This window comes from Micromonospora sp. WMMD987 (assembly GCF_029581435.1).
GTDB classification, from domain to species: domain Bacteria; phylum Actinomycetota; class Actinomycetes; order Mycobacteriales; family Micromonosporaceae; genus Micromonospora; species Micromonospora rifamycinica.
In genome coordinates this window covers 2659127-2674216 of sequence record NZ_CP120861.1, presented here as the reverse complement: position 1 = coordinate 2674216, position 15090 = coordinate 2659127, and the positions used below count along the sequence as shown (strand labels likewise).

The 15090-nt window shown below is 71.5% G+C and carries 14 protein-coding genes; 9 read left to right on the top strand and 5 right to left on the bottom strand.

Going from position 1 to position 15090, the window contains the following annotated elements; all coding sequences use genetic code 11:
* Nucleotides 1–175: 175 nt before the first annotated feature.
* The 3 genes from O7612_RS11545 to O7612_RS11535 all read left to right on the top strand — a co-directional run bounded on the left by O7612_RS11545 (nucleotide 176) and on the right by O7612_RS11535 (nucleotide 2639).
* Nucleotides 176–904: a 4'-phosphopantetheinyl transferase superfamily protein gene (locus tag O7612_RS11545; RefSeq protein WP_282272959.1), complete on the top strand. Its 729-nt coding sequence runs from the start codon at nucleotides 176–178 to the stop codon at nucleotides 902–904.
* Between the two features lie 40 nt (nucleotides 905–944).
* Nucleotides 945–1370 (top strand): VOC family protein, encoded by a 426-nt coding sequence (locus tag O7612_RS11540; RefSeq protein WP_067302551.1) that lies wholly within the window; start codon nucleotides 945–947, stop codon nucleotides 1368–1370.
* A gap of 63 nt (nucleotides 1371–1433) precedes the next feature.
* Entirely contained in the window at nucleotides 1434–2639 is a 1206-nt protein-coding gene (locus O7612_RS11535; RefSeq protein WP_282272957.1) for a cytochrome P450, read from the top strand.
* Nucleotides 2640–2711: 72 nt separating this feature from the next.
* Here the strand turns inward: O7612_RS11535 and O7612_RS11530 are convergent, their stop codons facing one another.
* Nucleotides 2712–3707, bottom strand: a complete 996-nt coding sequence (locus tag O7612_RS11530) for a methyltransferase (RefSeq protein WP_282273883.1) — start codon at nucleotides 3705–3707, stop codon at nucleotides 2712–2714.
* Nucleotides 3708–3735: 28 nt separating this feature from the next.
* A complete protein-coding gene (locus O7612_RS11525; RefSeq protein ID WP_282272955.1) occupies nucleotides 3736–4692 on the bottom strand; it encodes a ferritin-like domain-containing protein in 957 nt (318 codons plus the stop codon).
* Nucleotides 4693–4752: 60 nt separating this feature from the next.
* On the opposite strand from O7612_RS11525, the gene O7612_RS11520 reads away from it, so the two are divergent.
* The 4 genes from O7612_RS11520 to O7612_RS11505 all read left to right on the top strand — a co-directional run bounded on the left by O7612_RS11520 (nucleotide 4753) and on the right by O7612_RS11505 (nucleotide 8253).
* On the top strand, nucleotides 4753–6048 hold the full coding sequence (locus O7612_RS11520) for a condensation domain-containing protein (RefSeq protein WP_282272953.1): 1296 nt from the start codon (nucleotides 4753–4755) through the stop codon (nucleotides 6046–6048).
* Nucleotides 6049–6205: 157 nt separating this feature from the next.
* The gene (locus O7612_RS11515) at nucleotides 6206–7306 is read left to right on the top strand and encodes an LLM class flavin-dependent oxidoreductase (RefSeq protein ID WP_282272951.1); all 1101 of its coding nucleotides are present in this window, start codon (nucleotides 6206–6208) and stop codon (nucleotides 7304–7306) included.
* Nucleotides 7303–7920: an NAD(P)H-dependent oxidoreductase gene (locus O7612_RS11510; RefSeq protein ID WP_282272949.1), complete on the top strand. Its 618-nt coding sequence runs from the start codon at nucleotides 7303–7305 to the stop codon at nucleotides 7918–7920. Before O7612_RS11515 ends, O7612_RS11510 begins: the two co-directional genes overlap by 4 nt.
* A gap of 45 nt (nucleotides 7921–7965) precedes the next feature.
* Nucleotides 7966–8253, top strand: a complete 288-nt coding sequence (locus O7612_RS11505; RefSeq protein WP_282272947.1) for a phosphopantetheine-binding protein — start codon at nucleotides 7966–7968, stop codon at nucleotides 8251–8253.
* Nucleotides 8254–8501: 248 nt separating this feature from the next.
* On the opposite strand, the gene O7612_RS11500 is transcribed toward O7612_RS11505, so the two are convergent.
* Nucleotides 8502–9590, bottom strand: a complete 1089-nt coding sequence (locus O7612_RS11500) for a class I SAM-dependent methyltransferase (RefSeq protein ID WP_282272945.1) — start codon at nucleotides 9588–9590, stop codon at nucleotides 8502–8504.
* Nucleotides 9591–9773: 183 nt separating this feature from the next.
* Here O7612_RS11500 and O7612_RS11495 point away from each other — a divergent pair, with 183 nt between their 5' ends.
* Nucleotides 9774–10910 (top strand): acyl-CoA dehydrogenase family protein, encoded by a 1137-nt coding sequence (locus tag O7612_RS11495; protein ID WP_282272943.1) that lies wholly within the window; start codon nucleotides 9774–9776, stop codon nucleotides 10908–10910.
* A gap of 15 nt (nucleotides 10911–10925) precedes the next feature.
* Here O7612_RS11495 and O7612_RS11490 read toward each other — a convergent pair whose 3' ends face one another.
* Together O7612_RS11490 and O7612_RS11485 are read right to left on the bottom strand one after the other, a co-directional pair.
* Nucleotides 10926–11312 carry a hypothetical protein gene (locus tag O7612_RS11490; protein ID WP_282272941.1) on the bottom strand — a complete coding sequence of 129 codons (387 nt, stop codon included), beginning with the start codon at nucleotides 11310–11312 and terminating at the stop codon, nucleotides 10926–10928.
* 342 nt (nucleotides 11313–11654) lie between these two features.
* Nucleotides 11655–13112 (bottom strand): aldehyde dehydrogenase family protein, encoded by a 1458-nt coding sequence (locus O7612_RS11485; protein WP_282272939.1) that lies wholly within the window; start codon nucleotides 13110–13112, stop codon nucleotides 11655–11657.
* A 278-nt stretch (nucleotides 13113–13390) separates the two neighbouring features.
* On the opposite strand from O7612_RS11485, the gene O7612_RS11480 reads away from it, so the two are divergent.
* On the top strand, nucleotides 13391–15037 hold the full coding sequence (locus O7612_RS11480) for an MFS transporter (RefSeq protein WP_282272937.1): 1647 nt from the start codon (nucleotides 13391–13393) through the stop codon (nucleotides 15035–15037).
* Nucleotides 15038–15090: the final 53 nt, after the last annotated feature.

Below are 15090 nucleotides of genomic sequence, written 5' to 3'. Positions count from 1 at the left end.
GCGTCCAATGTCGCGTCTCCTCGGTGCGGCTCTACCACGTCTCCGGTATGACGTCTCCGGTCGGCTGGCGCTAAGCTATCAGCGACTTTCGACTCGGGTCTAGAGATAGTCGGCAACACTAGTAAAGACTCGCCACCAAGGCGAGGCGGAAGACGCCGGCGGACGGGGGCACGGCGTGGACGATCGGCTCGGCGGCGACGAGTGCCTGATCTGGCGGTGCCCGGTAGCGCCGGTCCCCGGACCACTGTCCGCCCTCCTCGACGACGCCGAACGGGCGCGCGCCCGGACGCTGGCCCATGAGCAGGCCCGGGCACGCTTCGTGACCGGCCGGGTCGTGGCGCGGCTGCTGGCCGCCCGACACGCCGACACCGCTCCCCGGGACGTCGTCTTCTCGTCGACCTGCCGGCACTGCGCCGGTCCGCACGGTCGGCTGGAGGTGCACACCGCCACGGGTGTGCTGCACGTGTCGGTGTCCCACTCGGCGGCGCGGGTGGTGGTGGCGATCGCCCGCGACACCGTGTGCGGGGTGGACATCGAGCGGGTGGCGTTGCGGGGTGGCCGGATTCCGGTCTCGGCACTGTCGACGGCGGAGCGTCGGGTGCTCGACGACCTGCCCGAGCAGCGGCGACTCGCCGGGTTCATCCGGTACTGGACCCGTAAGGAGGCCATCCTCAAGGCGACCGGGGACGGTCTGGTGCTGTCCCCGGCCGACCTCACCGTCAGCGCCCCGGACGCCCCCGCACGCCTGCTGAGCTGGGCGAACCGTCCGCCACCGCAGATCGAGGTGCACCTGAGCGACCTGGCCGTCGGCGACGGTTACCGGGGTGCGCTGGCCACGTTGGGCCGCCCGTTGACGGTCGTCGAGTGCGATGTCGACCCTTGCGAAAAGGCGAGTCGCCTATGATGTCCACACCGCATGGATGGACTACCCGAGAAGAGGTTTCATGTCGGACCGATCGTTCTCCCCGGTCATTCCCTTCCTGCGCTACCAGGACCCGACCGCCGCCGTCGACTGGCTGGTCGACGCGTTCGGCCTGGAGCGTTTCGACATCACCGAGGTCGACGGCGAGGTGGTGCACGCCGAGCTGAGCTGGGGAGACTCCACGATCCAGCTCGGCGGCGGCGGTCCGCACGACACGCTGGGCATGGTCAGCCCCCGCGACCTGCCGGCCACCAGCGGCGGCATCTACATCTGCGTCGGTGACGCGGCCGACGTCGACAAGCACCACGCACGTGCGGTGCAGGCCGGTGCCAAGCTGGTCTACGACCTGCACGACACCTCGTACGGATCGCGTGACTACGGAGCCTACGACCTGGAGGGGCACGTCTGGTGCTTCGGCAGCTACCTGCCCCGGAAAGCCTCGGCATAGGGTTTTCGGTAAACACGCGTAAAGACTTGCCCAGGCGGCGGGTTCGGGCCAAGACTGGCAGGTATGGATGCCTCCGGCCTGCCGCCCCGGTTCGACGCGCTCGACCCCGCCGTCCTGGAAGATCCCTACCCGACCTACGCCCGGCTGCGTGAGGCCGGGCCGCTGTGCCGGTTCGGCCCCGGCAGCTGGGGCGTGACCCGGCACGCCGACGTCGTGACCCTGCAGAAGGACCCCCGGCTGGGCAGCGAGTTTCCGGAGGCGTACCACCACCTGTCGGTGGGCGAGGGGGCGGCCAGCCGCTTCTTCCAGCGGATCATGCTCTACCGCGACCCGCCGGACCATGTCCGGCTGCGGCGGCTGATGAGCGGCGCCTTCACCCCGGCCGTGGTGCGCCGGATGCGCGGCTACATCGAGCGGACCGTGGACGACCTGCTGACCCCGGCGTTGGAGCGCGGCGACTACGACGTGGTGCGCGACCTGGCGTACCCCCTGCCGGTGCTGGTGGTGTCGACGTTGATGGGTATCCCGCCCGAGGCCCACGCCGACGTCCGGCAGCACGCCGTACGGCTCGGGCGGGCGTTCAGCGCGATCGTGCCGGAGCAGGCCCGGGGGGCGGCGCACGAGTCGGTGGAGTGGCTGCGCTCGTACATCGGCGGTCTGCTCGACGAGCGCCGCGAGGCTCCCGGCGACGACCTGCTGTCGACGCTGTTGCAGGTCGACGAGGACGGTGACCGGCTCAGCCACGAGGAGATCGTGGACAACACCGTCTTCTCGTTCTTCGCCGGCTTCGAGACGACGGTGCACCTGATCACCAACGGGTTCGCGGCGTTGCTGCGGGCGCCGGACCAGTTCGCCCTGCTGCGGGCCGACCCCGGTCTGGTGCCCGGTGCGGTGGAGGAGTTCCTCCGCTTCGAGGCGCCCATCCAGGGCACCGCCCGGCTGGTCCGGGAGCCGGTACGGGTCGGCTCGCGCACCATCCGGGCCGGGCGGGTGCTGGTGCTGATGCTCGGCTCGGCCAACCACGACGAGGCGGTCTTCGGCTCCCCCGGCACGCTGGACGTCACCCGCAACCCGAATCCGCACGTCACGTTCGGCGGCGGCGGGCACCTGTGTCTGGGGGCGTTCCTGGCCCGCACGGAGGCCCAGGTGGTCTTCGACTGGGTGCTGCGCCGCACCCGCTCGGTGGAGCAGGCCGGCGCGCTGGTCCGGGAGACCGACACGCCGTTCCGGGCCTTCGCCCAGGTGCCGTTGGCCGTCAAGCCCGTCTGACGTCCCCCGCTGTGGCCCGGGGGCCTGCCCGGTCGTGGACCGGGGAGGCCCCCGGGGCCCGTCGGGACCGGTTCAGGTGGGGGTGGCGGCGAGGATGGTCAGCGTGGGGGTCGGCCGGACGCTGTGCAGCCGCAGCCCGGCGCGGTCCAGCAGGGCGGCGGTCTCGTCGGCCGTGCGGTGGGTGCCGCCGGTGAGCACCAGCGTGTGCACGTCGTAGAGCTTCGCCACGTCGAAGGTGTCCCCCGGCGGCAGGACGGCCTCCAGCAACAGCAGGCGGCTGTCCGGCCGCATCGCCTCCCGGACCCGCCGCAGCACCGCCACCACCTGCTCGTCGTCGAACCCGGGCAGCACGGTCTTGAGCAGGTACGCGTCCGCGCCGCCGGGCAGCTCGTCGAAGAAGCTGCCGGGGACGATCCCGCACCGGTCGCGTACCCCGGCCTCGGTGAGCACCCGGTCCGCCGCCGCGACCACGTGCGGCAGGTCCAGCAGGGTGCCGCGCATCGCCGGATAGCGCCCGAGCAGCCCGGCGAGGAAGCCGCCGTCGCCGCCGCCGACGTCGACCACGTGCGAGAGTTCCCCCCACGGGTGACAGGGCAGCACGGTCCGCAGGTGCAGCCGGGTGATCGCGTGCATCCAGCGGTCGACCCGTCGGCTCTCCTGCGGGTCGCCGGCCAGGTGGCTCCAGTAGTCGGTGCCGTGCGCCCGGTCGAAGGCGGCCTCGCCGGTGCGCAGGCTGTGCGGCAGCTCCGCCCACGCCTGCACGTCGGAGGCGAGCAGGGTGTAGACGGCGCGCATCGACATCGGATGGTCGCTGCGCAGCGGCTGGGCCAACGGGGTCAGGGCGAACACCTCCGGCTCCGGCTCGGTGAAGATGCCCCTGGACGCCAGCGCCCGCAGCGCCCGGCACAGCGACCGTTCGTGCGCACCGACCTCGGCGGCGAGTTCGGCCACCGGCCGGGGCCCGTCGGCGAGCAGGTCGGCGACGCCCAGGTCGCTCACCGCCCGCACCGTCATCGGCACGATGACGTCGGTGAGTTCCGCCAGCCGCATCAGCGACGCCAGGTCCATCGGCGGCCGCTGCCGGACGCCCGTTCGTTCAGCCACCACGCCTGCCCTCCACGAATTGGATCAGGTCCAGCCGGACGAGGCCGTCCCGTACCCGGGGGGTCATCAGTCCGATCTGGTCCAGCGCCCGGCCCACCCGGGAGAAGATGGCCTGCCGGTAGGCGACCATCAGCTCGTTACGGGCGGCGAAGTCGAGTCCCTCGGTCATCGGGATCTCCATGCGTTCCCAGATGTCGCCGAGGAGGAACCGGCGGCGGATCAGGGCGGCGGACTCCAGCACCAGTTCCTCCCGCTCGGTGCGCTCCCGGGAGGTCATCTCGTCGTACAGGCCGCGCAGCGTCAGGACGCCGAACGACACGTGCCGGGCCTCGTCCCGGGCCACCAGCCCGGTGATCTGTTTGATCAGGGGGTCGTGGAAGGTGCTGTGGGCCAGCCGGAAGGCGGCCATCGCCAGCGCCTCGACCATGATCTGCATGCCCAGCGAGATGACGTCCCAGCGGTTGTCCTCGAGGATGTCGGTCAGCAGCAGTTCCAGCGGTTCGGAGATGGGGTACGGCCGCTGGATCTTCTCGCGCAGGTAGCGGGAGAAGACCTCCACGTGGCGTGCCTCGTCGACGGCCTGGGTAGCGGCGTACAGCTTGCTGTCCAGCCCGGAGACGATCTCCACCAGCCGGGCGGCGACCACCATGGCCGCCTGCTCGCCGTGCAGGAACTGGCTGACCATCCACGCCTGGAGTTCCCAGCGGAACTCGTCCCAGGCCAGCCGGCCGCGGGGGGCCAGCGGGGAGGCGGCGAACCCGGCCATGGCGAAGGTGGAGTCGTCGGGCAGCGGCGCCCCGAAGGGGACGTCGAGCTGCCAGTCGATCTCGTCGACACTCCACTGCGCCTGTTTGGCCCGCTGGTAGAGCGACGCGGTGCGGGTGTCGGAGGGCTCGTAGTCCCAGTTGAGCCGGGCGTCCTGGGTGGAACGCACTACCAACTCACTCATAGCAGTAAAGACTAGTTCGCCAGGCACGCAAAGCCAACGGCAAAGGCTATGGTGCTATCTGTGGAAGCACGCGAGACACCAGCCTCGGTCTCCCAGCGGCTGCTGTGGATGATCAAGCACTACCGGTCGGACTTCGGCGCGCTGAACTGCCCGGTCGTCTGCCGCATCGTCGGCGACCTGGACGGGTCGGCGTTGCAGGCGGCGGTCGACGGGCTGGTGGCGCGGCACGAGGCGCTGCGGACGACCTTCCACGGTCGCGGCGCGCGGCTCGTGCAGCGCGTGCACCCGCCGCGCCCACAGCCGCTGACCTGGGCCGACGTGCCGGCGGGTGAGTCGCCGCAGGCAACGCTGGCCCGGGAACTCCAGACGCCGATCGACCCCGGGCAGTGGCCGACCCGGGCGAGCGTGTGGCGGGTCGGTGCGACCGAGCACCTGCTCTGCCTGAACCTGCACCACCTGGTCACCGACGCGTGGTCCACCGGCATCCTGCTGCGGGACCTGGTCGCCTGCTACGACGCCGCCTGCCGCGGGGCCGACGTCCCCACCCCGCAGGGCTGGCAGATGTCCCGCTTCGCGCAGGCGCAACAGGAGCTGCTGGCCTCGGACCGGCTGGGCCGCTACCAGCGGTACTGGCGACAGCAGCTGGCGGGCAGCCAGATCCCCCGGCTGGACGCGCTCTACCCGGCCGCGGACACCGACGGCGCGGGTACGGCAGCGCCCCGGTCCGTCGCGGCCGAACTGCCGGCGGCGACCGTGGCCGGGCTGCGGGAGCTGGCCAGGCGGGAGAAGACCACCATGTTCACGGTGCTGCTGGCCGCCTTCCACAGCCAGCTGCACCGGCTGACCGGTCAGCCCGACCTGGCGGTGGCGTCGATGTTCGCCAACCGGTCCCGGCCCGAGGTACGCGACACCGTGGGCCTGCTCGCCGGCATGGTGCTGCTGCGCGCCCAGGTCGCCCGGCAGGACAGCTTCGCCGGGTTGGTACGCCACCTGCACGCCGCGGTGATCAGCGCGTTCGCGTACCAGGACCTGCCCTTCCACCTGTTGCCGACCGGGTTGGTGGACACCGGCGGCGGGCGGGCCGACGACGTGATGTTCAACGTGATGTCGCCGCTGCGCCACGACCTGACCGGCGGCGGCGCGCGGTTCGAGCTGGTGGTCCCGACCGAGATCGGCAGCCGCTTCCCGTTCGAGCTGGCCCTGGCCCCGGTGGGCGAGCACCGGGTGCAGGCCGTGCTGTTCCGCGCCGGCGGTTGGGCCGACCCGGCGCTCGGGCAGGAGTTCCTGGCCGGCTACCTGGACGTGGCGGCAGCGGCGGCGCACCGTCCGGACGCCAGGCTGCCGGCCCGGCGGTAACCAGTCACGGCGGCGGTATTGACAGCATCACACGCCTCCTGAGAACCTCCCAGAACATACTCGTAAATGCACGTGGATAGCAGGAAAGGCAAGTGCACACGGGGATGGCAGGTCAATCCGGGGCCGGTCGACCGGCTCACGGCGGAAGGGACCGTTGATGACACTGCGACTGCACTGGTTCCTGCCATTGCACGGCGACGGCCGGGAGGTGGCCAAGAGCGCGGACGGGGTGGACCGGACCAGGAACATCCGACGGGAGCCGGAGCTGAACTATCTCGGCCAGGTCGCCCAGGCCGTCGACGGGCTCGGCTTCGCCGGCGCGTTGGTGCCGACCGGGCTGTTCTGTGAGGACCCCTGGCTGGTCGCCGCGGCGCTGTCGCAGCAGACCCGCCACCTGCACTTCATGATCGCCTGCCGACCCAGCGCGCTGCCGCCGATGGTCGCCGTCCAGTCGGCCGCGACGTTCCAGCGGCTCTCCGGCAGCCGGCTGATGCTCAACATCGTCACCGGCGGGGACGCCGACGAGCAGCGGCGCTACGGCGACTGGCTCGACCACGGCGAGCGGTACGACCGTACCGAGGAGTACCTCGACGTCTTCCACCGCGCCTGGCGCGGCGAGCCCTTCGACTTCCACGGCAAGCACTACCAGATCAAGGCCGGGATGCTGAGCCGGCCGCACGACGTCCGCCCGACGATCCTGCTGGGTGGCTCGTCCACGGCGGCGCAACGGGTGGCCGCGGCGCACGCCGACGTCTACCTGGCGTGGGGCGAGCGCCCGGAGGGGCTGGCCGAGCTCACCGGCAGGGTCAGCGAGCTGGCCGCCGAGCGGGGCCGCAGCGTCGAGTTCGGCACCCGGTTCCACGTCATCAGCCGGGACACCGCCCAGGAGGCGTGGGCGGTGACCCGCCGGCTGCTCGACGGCATGGAGCCCAGCCGGATCGCCGACGCCCAGCGACGGTTCAGCCGCACCGACTCGGAGGGGCAGCGCCGGATGGCCGCCCTGCACGGCGGACGGACCGACGAGCTGGAGGTGTACCCGAACGTGTGGGCCGGCTACGGGCTGGTCCGCCCGGGTGCGGGCGCCGCGCTGGTGGGCAGCCACGAGCAGGTGGCCGAGCGGATAGCCGAGTACCACGCGCTGGGCATGCGCCACCTCATCCTCTCCGGGCAGCCCCACCTCGAAGAGGCGTACAACTTCGCCGAAGGTGTGCTGCCGCTGCTGCGGCGTCAGGGATTGCTCGGGCAGGAGGCGTCATGACGGGCCACGGCACGCTGGTGGAGACGACGCTGCTGCTGGGCAGCCCCCGGGCCGGCTCGCGGACCGCCGGCATCGCCGTCCGGCTGGTGGACGAGCTGTCGCTCGCCCTCGCCGCGGAGGGTGTCGAGCTGGCCGGGCCGGACGTGGTCGACCTCGCCGACATCGGCGCCGGGCTGCCGCTGCGCGCCAGCCGCAGCGTGCCGCTGGGTCCGGAGACCGAACGCGCCCTGGACCTGGTCCGCCGTCCGGGCCTGCTGGTGGTGGTCAGCCCGACGTTCAAGGGGACCTACACCGGGCTGCTGAAGTTGTTCCTGGACATGCTTCCCCTCGACGGGCTGGCCGGTTGCGTCGGCGTCGGCGCGATGACCGCGGGCTGGGCCAAGCACCGCGGCGCCGGAGACCAGTACCTGCGCCCGCTGCTGCAGGAACTCGGCGCGGTCGTCCCGGTGCCCTGCCTGTCGATCCTCGAAGAGGAGTTCGAGGACGTGCCAGAGGTCGTCGCGGCGTGGTCGCGCCGTTGGGCGTCCGCACTGGGCGCGGTGGCCCGCCACCTGCGCCACCACGACCTGTCCGCCCCCGAGGTCCACCCGCTGACCGGCGCTCGGGCCTCCTGAGCGACCCGTTCATCCGTCACGCCAGCGACACAGAGGAGATCGACCATGACCGAGCAGACCGCGCCCGCCCGCCGTACCGAGGAGGAGATCCGCGCCACCGTGGCGGCGATCATCTCCGACATGGCGCCGAAGGACGGCGTGGTGGTGACGGCGGGTTCCCACCTCATCAAGGATCTGGGCTACCACTCGCTGGCCCTGATGGAGGTGGCGTTCGCCATCGAGGACGAGTTCGACCTCGACCCCATCGACGAGGACACCGCCCGGAAGATCACCACCGTGCAGGCCGTGCAGGACCTGGTGGTGGAGCGGCTCGCGGAGCGCGACGGCTCCTGAGCACGGGGTCAGGGAGGGGCCGGGCCGCCCGGCCCCTCCCGCACCGGCGTCGGGCCGTCCCGGCGACGCCGACCGTCGCCACCGAAGCGAACGGACGTCGGCGACGCGGACCGTAGCCGGACGAGACGGTCGTCGGCGACCCGGCCGTCACCAGGTGCGGCAGGTCGTCAGGGACGCCGCCGTCGCCACCGAAGCGGGTGCTCGTCGCGCCCCCGTGCCGCCCGGCGGGCGGCACGGGGGCGACGGTCTCAGCCGGTCAGCCGGTAGAGCCGGTGGAAGCGGTCGTTGACGGCGAGGACCTTCATCCCCGAGAAGCCCGCCCGCGAGGCCAGCTCGCGCACCGTTCCGGGACGCAGCACCGTGCCGGTGCCCGTGGAGTCCTCGCCGGTACGGCTCGCCGGCAGGCAGTGCAGCACGCTGGTGCCGTACTGGAACCGTTCCACGTCGTCGCCGGGGGCCGTGAAGGCCGGCGCGACCTTGGCGTCCATCACGAGTACGGCCCCCTCGGCGGCCCGCAACTGCCGACAGGCCCGCAGCACGGCGACCGGTTGCGACACCTCGTGCAGGGCGTCGAAGAGGCACACCAGGTCGTACCCGCCGGCCAGCTGGGGGTCGGCGGCGTCCCGGCAGGCGAAGCTGACCCGGTCGGCCACACCCGCCTCGGCGGCGTGCCGCTCGGCCTGCCGCAGCGCGGCCGCATCGAGGTCCAGGCCGGTCACCTCGGCCTGCGGGTACGCCCGCGCGAGCGCGATACTCGACCAGCCGGTGCCGCAGGCGACGTCGGCGATGCGCCGACCGGGCACGCCGAGGCGGGCGTGCACGTCCGGCAGTTGCTCGGCGATCCAGCCGGCGAGCTGGTGGGCGAACAGCGCCCGGTTGGCGCCGGAGTGGCCGTCGCGCCAGTCGACGCCGAACACGTCGTCGGGCACGCCCGCGCCGCTGCGGTAGGCGGCCACGAGGTCGGGCAGGGCGGCGGCGACGCCACCGAGCGGCAGTACGGCCAGCGAGGCCAGGGACATCGGGTCGTCCGAGACGGTCAGGACGGCGGCGTGCCCGGCCGGCAGCCGGTACGCGCGGCGCTCGGCCGGCGCCCGCACGTCGTCGGTCTCGACGATGCCGCAGACGGCCTGGTGCTCCAGCCACTCCCGGGCGTACCGGGGGGCGACGTCGGCGGCGTGGGCCAGCTCGTCCGGGGTCACCGGTCCCGGCGCGGCGGCCAACGCCTCGTACAACCCGAGCTTGACCCCCAGGTACGCCGAGAGGAGTTCCTGCGTGGCGAGGAGAGACTTCCACATTCTCATCGCGAACACGTGTGTCTGCCCGTCAGACACTGTCATGCGACACCTCCCCGATCAGCGCAAGCTGTGTTTCCAGAGTGTCTACAGACAACACTCCCATGCCTGTTGCACGATACAGGTAGACAGTAGGATGGTCATCGGTCGTTTCCGAGCCTCTGCGGTGGCGGAGCAGGCTCGGCTCGGCACTCGTACCGCACGCCAGACCCGAGGGCGAGGATCGGCATGACGACGTGGCAACTGGTCCGTGACCTCCTTCCGGAGGTCGCCAAACACGCCGACGAGGTGGAGCGGGGCCGTGGGCTTCCGGACCCCCTGTACGACGGGCTGCGCGAAGCGGGTTGCCTGCGCATGCTCGCACCGGTGGCGCACGGTGGCTCGGGCCTCAGCGTGCCGGACACGCTGCGGGTCGTGGAAACCCTGGCCACGGCGGACGGCTCGGTGGCCTGGCTGGTCGGTCAGGTCGCGTTGTCCCAGCTCATCATCGGCTGCGCCGCGGAGGAGACCGTCGCGACGGTCTTCGCCGACGGTCCGGACGTCTACGCCGCCGGTTCGGTGGCGCCCAAGGGCAGGGCCACCGGGGTCGAGGGCGGGTGGCGGGTCTCCGGTCAGTGGCCGTTCGTCACCGGCTGCGAGCGCGCCGAGTGGGTCTACCTGAACTGCGTCCTGGTGCGGGGGCGTTCGGTGGCGCTGGCCGACGGCCGGCCCGCCACCCGGATCATGGTGCTGCCGGCCGCGGACGTGACCGTCGTCGACACCTGGCACACCCTGGGCCTACGCGGCACGGGTAGCCACGACCTGGCCGTCTCCGGGGGCTTCTGTCCCGACGGGCGGGCGGTGACCCTGACGCCGGGGACGGCGGGCGCACAGCGGGCGGCGATGAGCATCGCGCAGTCCAGCCTCATCATCGCCGCCGCCGCGTCGGGCATCGCCCAGGCGGCGCTGCGGGACGTCGTCGAGTTGGCGACCGGCGGTAAGCGGCCGGCGCTCAGCGCGACGCGGCTCGCCGCCTCGACCACCTTCCAGGAGCGGCTGGGCGAGGCCCGGATGGTGGCGCAGGCGGGCCGGGCGCTGCTCTACGACCAGGCCGGACAGGAGTGGGGCGCCGACGCGGGCCCGGACGCGGCGTTGCGGCGGGCACAGGTCCGGGCGGCGGCCGCGCAGGCGACGGCGCTGGCGGTGCGGGCGACCGACACGGCCTTCGAGCTGGCCGGTGGCACCGCGGTGTACGACTCGTCTCCCCTGTCCCGGCGGCTCCGTGACGCCAACACCGCTCGGCAGCACTTCGTGGCCAGTCGCCACTCGTACACGGCCTTCGGTGCGCACCTAGTCGGTGAGGGCGGCGACGGCGGTCCGCTGTGACGGGCGGGGCGGGGCTCACTTCGCGCTGGGGATGACACCCTTGCGTCGCAGCCGGGTGATCCACCCCTGGGCCGTGTGGGTGGGCACGCCGTAGTGCTGGGCCACACCGATGACGGTGCGGTTCTTGACGTAGATGTCCTTGAGTTCGCTCGGGTCCGGCATGCGGCGGTAGGCGCGGTCCGACTTGGCGGCCCGGGCTGTCGAGGCGACCCGGTAGGGCGCCGTGGTCTCCACGGCTTCGGTCGAGGCGACGACGGCTCTGGGGCGCTTCGCGGCGAACGCCTGCATCAGCAGCTCCAGGTCGACCTGGAGCAGGTCGGCGGCACCGAGCTTGACGTCGTCCGCGACGCGTACGGTCAGCTCCTTGATGTAGACCTGACCCTCTTCGGCGAACACTCGCATGGTGGTGCGGGAGGCATCCTCTCCCGCGTCTTCCTGACCGAGTACCGGGGTGATCGTGACTATGTATTGAGCCATCGTCTCTGTCCCTCTTCCCTGACCAACAGCCGGTGTCTGCAAGACGCCAAGACACAATCTAAAACATGGCTTGTTTGGTTGGCCCTTCAGGCATGCGTACAGCACACCCATCTCGGCCCTAAGTGACACTAACTTAACAGAAGGTTACCTTCACGACAACCATCGATATTGATAGTTGTCAGGAAAACACTTCACGTATGAGCGACACCAGAAAACCACGCACCGAAGCCTCCTCCTGTCACAAAGATCATGTATTGGTGGCGACGCTCACACCGACATCCACACGTTCTTCGGTCGGAGGAACTCCCGCAGACCGGCGACCCCGCCGATCCGTCCGGAACCACTCTGCTTCACTCCGCCGAACGGCGCCGACGGCATCAGACCCGGTGCCCCGTTCACCCACACGCTGCCGGCCGCGACGGCCCGGCTGACCCGGTGGGCACGCCGCAGGTCGTTGGTGTGCAGGTACGCCCCCAGGCCGTACCGGGTGGCGTTGGCCAGCCGCACCGCCTCTTCCTCGGTGTCGAAGCCCGACACCGCCAACACCGGTCCGAACACCTCCTCCTGGACGAGTTCGCCGTCGCCGTCGGCGTCGACGAAGACCGTCGGCTCCACGAAGAACCCGTCGGCGAGATCCCCGCCACAACGCCCGCCGCCGGTCACCAACCGCGCCCCGGACGAGCGTGCCCGGTCGATCACCCCGACGATCCGGTCACACGCCCGCCGGGAGACCACCGGACCCATCACGGTCGTCTCGTCGACCGGGTCGCCCACCCGGATCCGGCGCAGCCGCGAGGTCAGTGTCTGGAGCACCTGCTCACGGACGGCGGAGTGCACCAGCAGCCGGGTGCCGTTCGCACAGCCCTGTCCCGACAGGGCCACCACGCCGCTCATCGCGTACCGCGCCGCCGACCGGAGATCGGCGTCGTCGAAGATCACGTGCGGGGACTTGCCGCCCAGTTCCAGCGCCACCGGGGTCAGGTTCCGGGACGCCTCGGCGAGCACCTGCCGGCCGGTGGCCGCGCTGCCGGTGAAGTGCACCTTGTCGACGCCGGGGTGCCCCGCCAGGGCGGCTCCGGCCGGCGGCCCCCCGGGCACGACCACCACCACCCCCTGCGGCACCCCCGCCTCGACCGCCAACTCGACGAACCGCTGCCCGACGAAGGGCGCCAGCTCCGACGGCTTGACCACGACGGCGTTACCGGCCGCCAGCGCCGGGCCGAGCAGCTGCGCCATCGACATCAGTGAGCCGTTCCACGGGATGATCCCGGCCACCACGCCGTACGGCTCGTCGAGGGTGTAGTCCAGGCTGCGTCCGGGCCAGGTGGGCACCACCTCGCCGCCGATCTTGTCGCACCACCCGGCGTAGTACCGCACGTGGTCGGCAGCCAACGCCGGCATCCGCCGGGCGAGCTGCATCGGCAGGCCGATCTCCAGACTCTGCAGCGCGGCCAGCGGTTCGGCGTGCCGGATCAGCAGGTCGGCCAGCCGCAGCAGCGTGTCGCGTCGCACCTCGGCCGAGCTGTCCCGCCACCCGGGCAGGCTCTCCCGGGCCAGGGCCACGGCCTGGTCGATCTCGGCCGGTCCGGCGAGCACCACCTCCGTCGTCGGCCGCCCGGTCGCGGCGTAGACGTGTTCCGTCCGGCCACCCGAGGACTCGACCACCCGGTCGCCGCCGATCCACAGTGCCGGCTCGGGCACCAGGTGGGTGGGGGGTTCGCTCATTCCCATCGTGTGCTCCTCGCGTCGGCATCACCGGTCGTACGTGTCTTTTCAGAATCCCATAAAAGACTCGTAGGACACTAGCGGGCATCTCTGATAGACACTCCTACACGCCGCAGATAGCCTGTCCCTCAGCAACCGAAGTGGCAGCGATGTCCGCGCTGGTCGCACCCCTTCCCAGCCGGCCGAAACCCGAAAGAACGATCATGGAAGGTACGCGAATGACACCACCGAGGACGCGACCGTCCCCCAGTCCTGCGGAGACGCCTGCGACGCCGGCCGTGGAGCCGGCGGCGGAACCGGCTCCGATCGCCGGCCGGGCGCGGGCCATCGCGCTCTTCGCCGTCCTGGTCGGCCTGCTGCTCGACCTGCTCGACATCGTGATCGTCAACGTGGCCCTGCCGACCATCCAGGAGGACATCGGCGCCACCGGCTCCAACATGCAGTGGATGGTGGGCGGGTACGCCCTCGCCTTCGCCACCATGCTGGTGACCGGTGGCCGGCTCGGCGACATCTACGGCCGCAAGCGCATCTTCATCATCGGCATGATCGGGTTCGCCACCGCCTCGCTCATCGCGGGGATCGCCGACAACCCCGAGCAGCTCATCCTGGCCCGCTTCTTCCAGGGCGGCATGGGCGCGCTCATGGTGCCGCAGGTGCTGTCGATCCTCCAGGTCATGTACCCGCCGGCCGAGCGGGGCCGGGCCTTCGCCGGACTGAGCGTGGTCTTCGCCGTCGGCACGGTGGCCGGCCCGATCGTGGGCGCCCTGCTCACCGCCGTCAACGTCGCCAACCTCACCTGGCGCACGGTCTTCCTGGTGAACATTCCGATCGCCGTGGTGTGTCTCCTGATCACCGCGAAGCTGGTCCCGGAGTCCAAGGGCAAATCGGCCCAACGCCTGGACGTCACCGGCGCCGCCCTGGTGGGTGTCGGCATGCTGCTGCTGGTGTTCCCGCTCATCACCGGTCCGGAGCAGGGCTGGCCGGCGTGGACCCTGGTCAGCCTGGCCGCCTCGATCGCGACCTTCGCCGTCCTGGTCGCGGTGCAACGCCGGCGGACGGAATCGCCGCTCATCCCGATGTCGCTCTTCTCGCACCGCTCCTTCCGGGGCGGCCTCGCCGTCTCCCTGTTGTTCATGAGCGGCGTCATGCCGTTCTTCCTGGTCAACACCCTCTACCTGCAGTTCGGGCAGGGCTTCTCGGTGATCAAGGCGGGCCTGATCGGCATCATGTGGGGCTTCGCGGTCCCCCTGTTCACCGCCATCTCCGCCCGCCGCATCACCCCGAAGATCGGTCGGCTCGGCCTGCAACTCGGCCTGCTCATGCTGATCGCGTCGATGGTCATCCTGATCACGGTGATCCACCAGGTCGACGCGGCCAATCCCTGGGCGCTCGCCCCCGGCCTCGTCCTCGGCGGCGCGGGCATGGGTATGACCTTCGCCCCGCTGCTCACCTACACCCTCAACGACGTGCCACTGGACAGCGCGGGTGCGGCCTCCGGGGTGTTCAACACCGTTCAGCAGATGGGTGCCGCCATCGGCATCGCCCTGAGCAGCATGGTCTTCTTCATCGCCCTGGCGGTCCAGTCCACCGCCGTCGGCGACGACCTGCGGAACACGGTCAGGGACGAGCTGACCGCCCGCGGGGTGCCGGTGGCGACCGCCGAGTCCGCCGCCGCCGACGCCCGGACCTGTCTCACCGAGCGGATCAAGGCCGCCAACCCGATCGCCGACCTGGACGTCTGCCGTGCCGTGTCGTCGCAGGCCGGCGCGGACGTCGCCGACCGGCACGACGACCTGCAGTTCACCGCGAACCGCACCGCGTACCAGCAGGCCACCGAGCGCGCGCTGGTCTACCAGATCGTGGTGTTCGCACTGGCCATCGCGGCGAGCTTCCTGCTCCCCCGCCGCGTCGAGCACCGGGGCTGAGCCCCGCCCGTCGCTCGGGTCCGCCGCCGATCGCGACGGCGGACCCGAGCGAC

Bases quoted from the DNA above. Each gene is read 5' to 3' on its own strand.
- O7612_RS11540 (WP_067302551.1), top strand. From the start codon at position 945: ATGTCGGACCGATCGTTCTCCCCGGTCATTCCCTTCCTGCGCTACCAG.
- O7612_RS11535 (WP_282272957.1), top strand. From the start codon at position 1,434: ATGGATGCCTCCGGCCTGCCGCCCCGGTTCGACGCGCTCGACCCCGCC.
- O7612_RS11530 (WP_282273883.1), bottom strand. From the start codon at position 3,707: ATGGACCTGGCGTCGCTGATGCGGCTGGCGGAACTCACCGACGTCATC.
- O7612_RS11525 (WP_282272955.1), bottom strand. From the start codon at position 4,692: ATGAGTGAGTTGGTAGTGCGTTCCACCCAGGACGCCCGGCTCAACTGG.
- O7612_RS11515 (WP_282272951.1), top strand. From the start codon at position 6,206: ATGACACTGCGACTGCACTGGTTCCTGCCATTGCACGGCGACGGCCGG.
- O7612_RS11510 (WP_282272949.1), top strand. From the start codon at position 7,303: ATGACGGGCCACGGCACGCTGGTGGAGACGACGCTGCTGCTGGGCAGC.
- O7612_RS11505 (WP_282272947.1), top strand. From the start codon at position 7,966: ATGACCGAGCAGACCGCGCCCGCCCGCCGTACCGAGGAGGAGATCCGC.
- O7612_RS11500 (WP_282272945.1), bottom strand. From the start codon at position 9,590: ATGACAGTGTCTGACGGGCAGACACACGTGTTCGCGATGAGAATGTGG.
- O7612_RS11495 (WP_282272943.1), top strand. From the start codon at position 9,774: ATGACGACGTGGCAACTGGTCCGTGACCTCCTTCCGGAGGTCGCCAAA.
- O7612_RS11490 (WP_282272941.1), bottom strand. From the start codon at position 11,312: ATGCGAGTGTTCGCCGAAGAGGGTCAGGTCTACATCAAGGAGCTGACC.
- O7612_RS11485 (WP_282272939.1), bottom strand. From the start codon at position 13,112: ATGAGCGAACCCCCCACCCACCTGGTGCCCGAGCCGGCACTGTGGATC.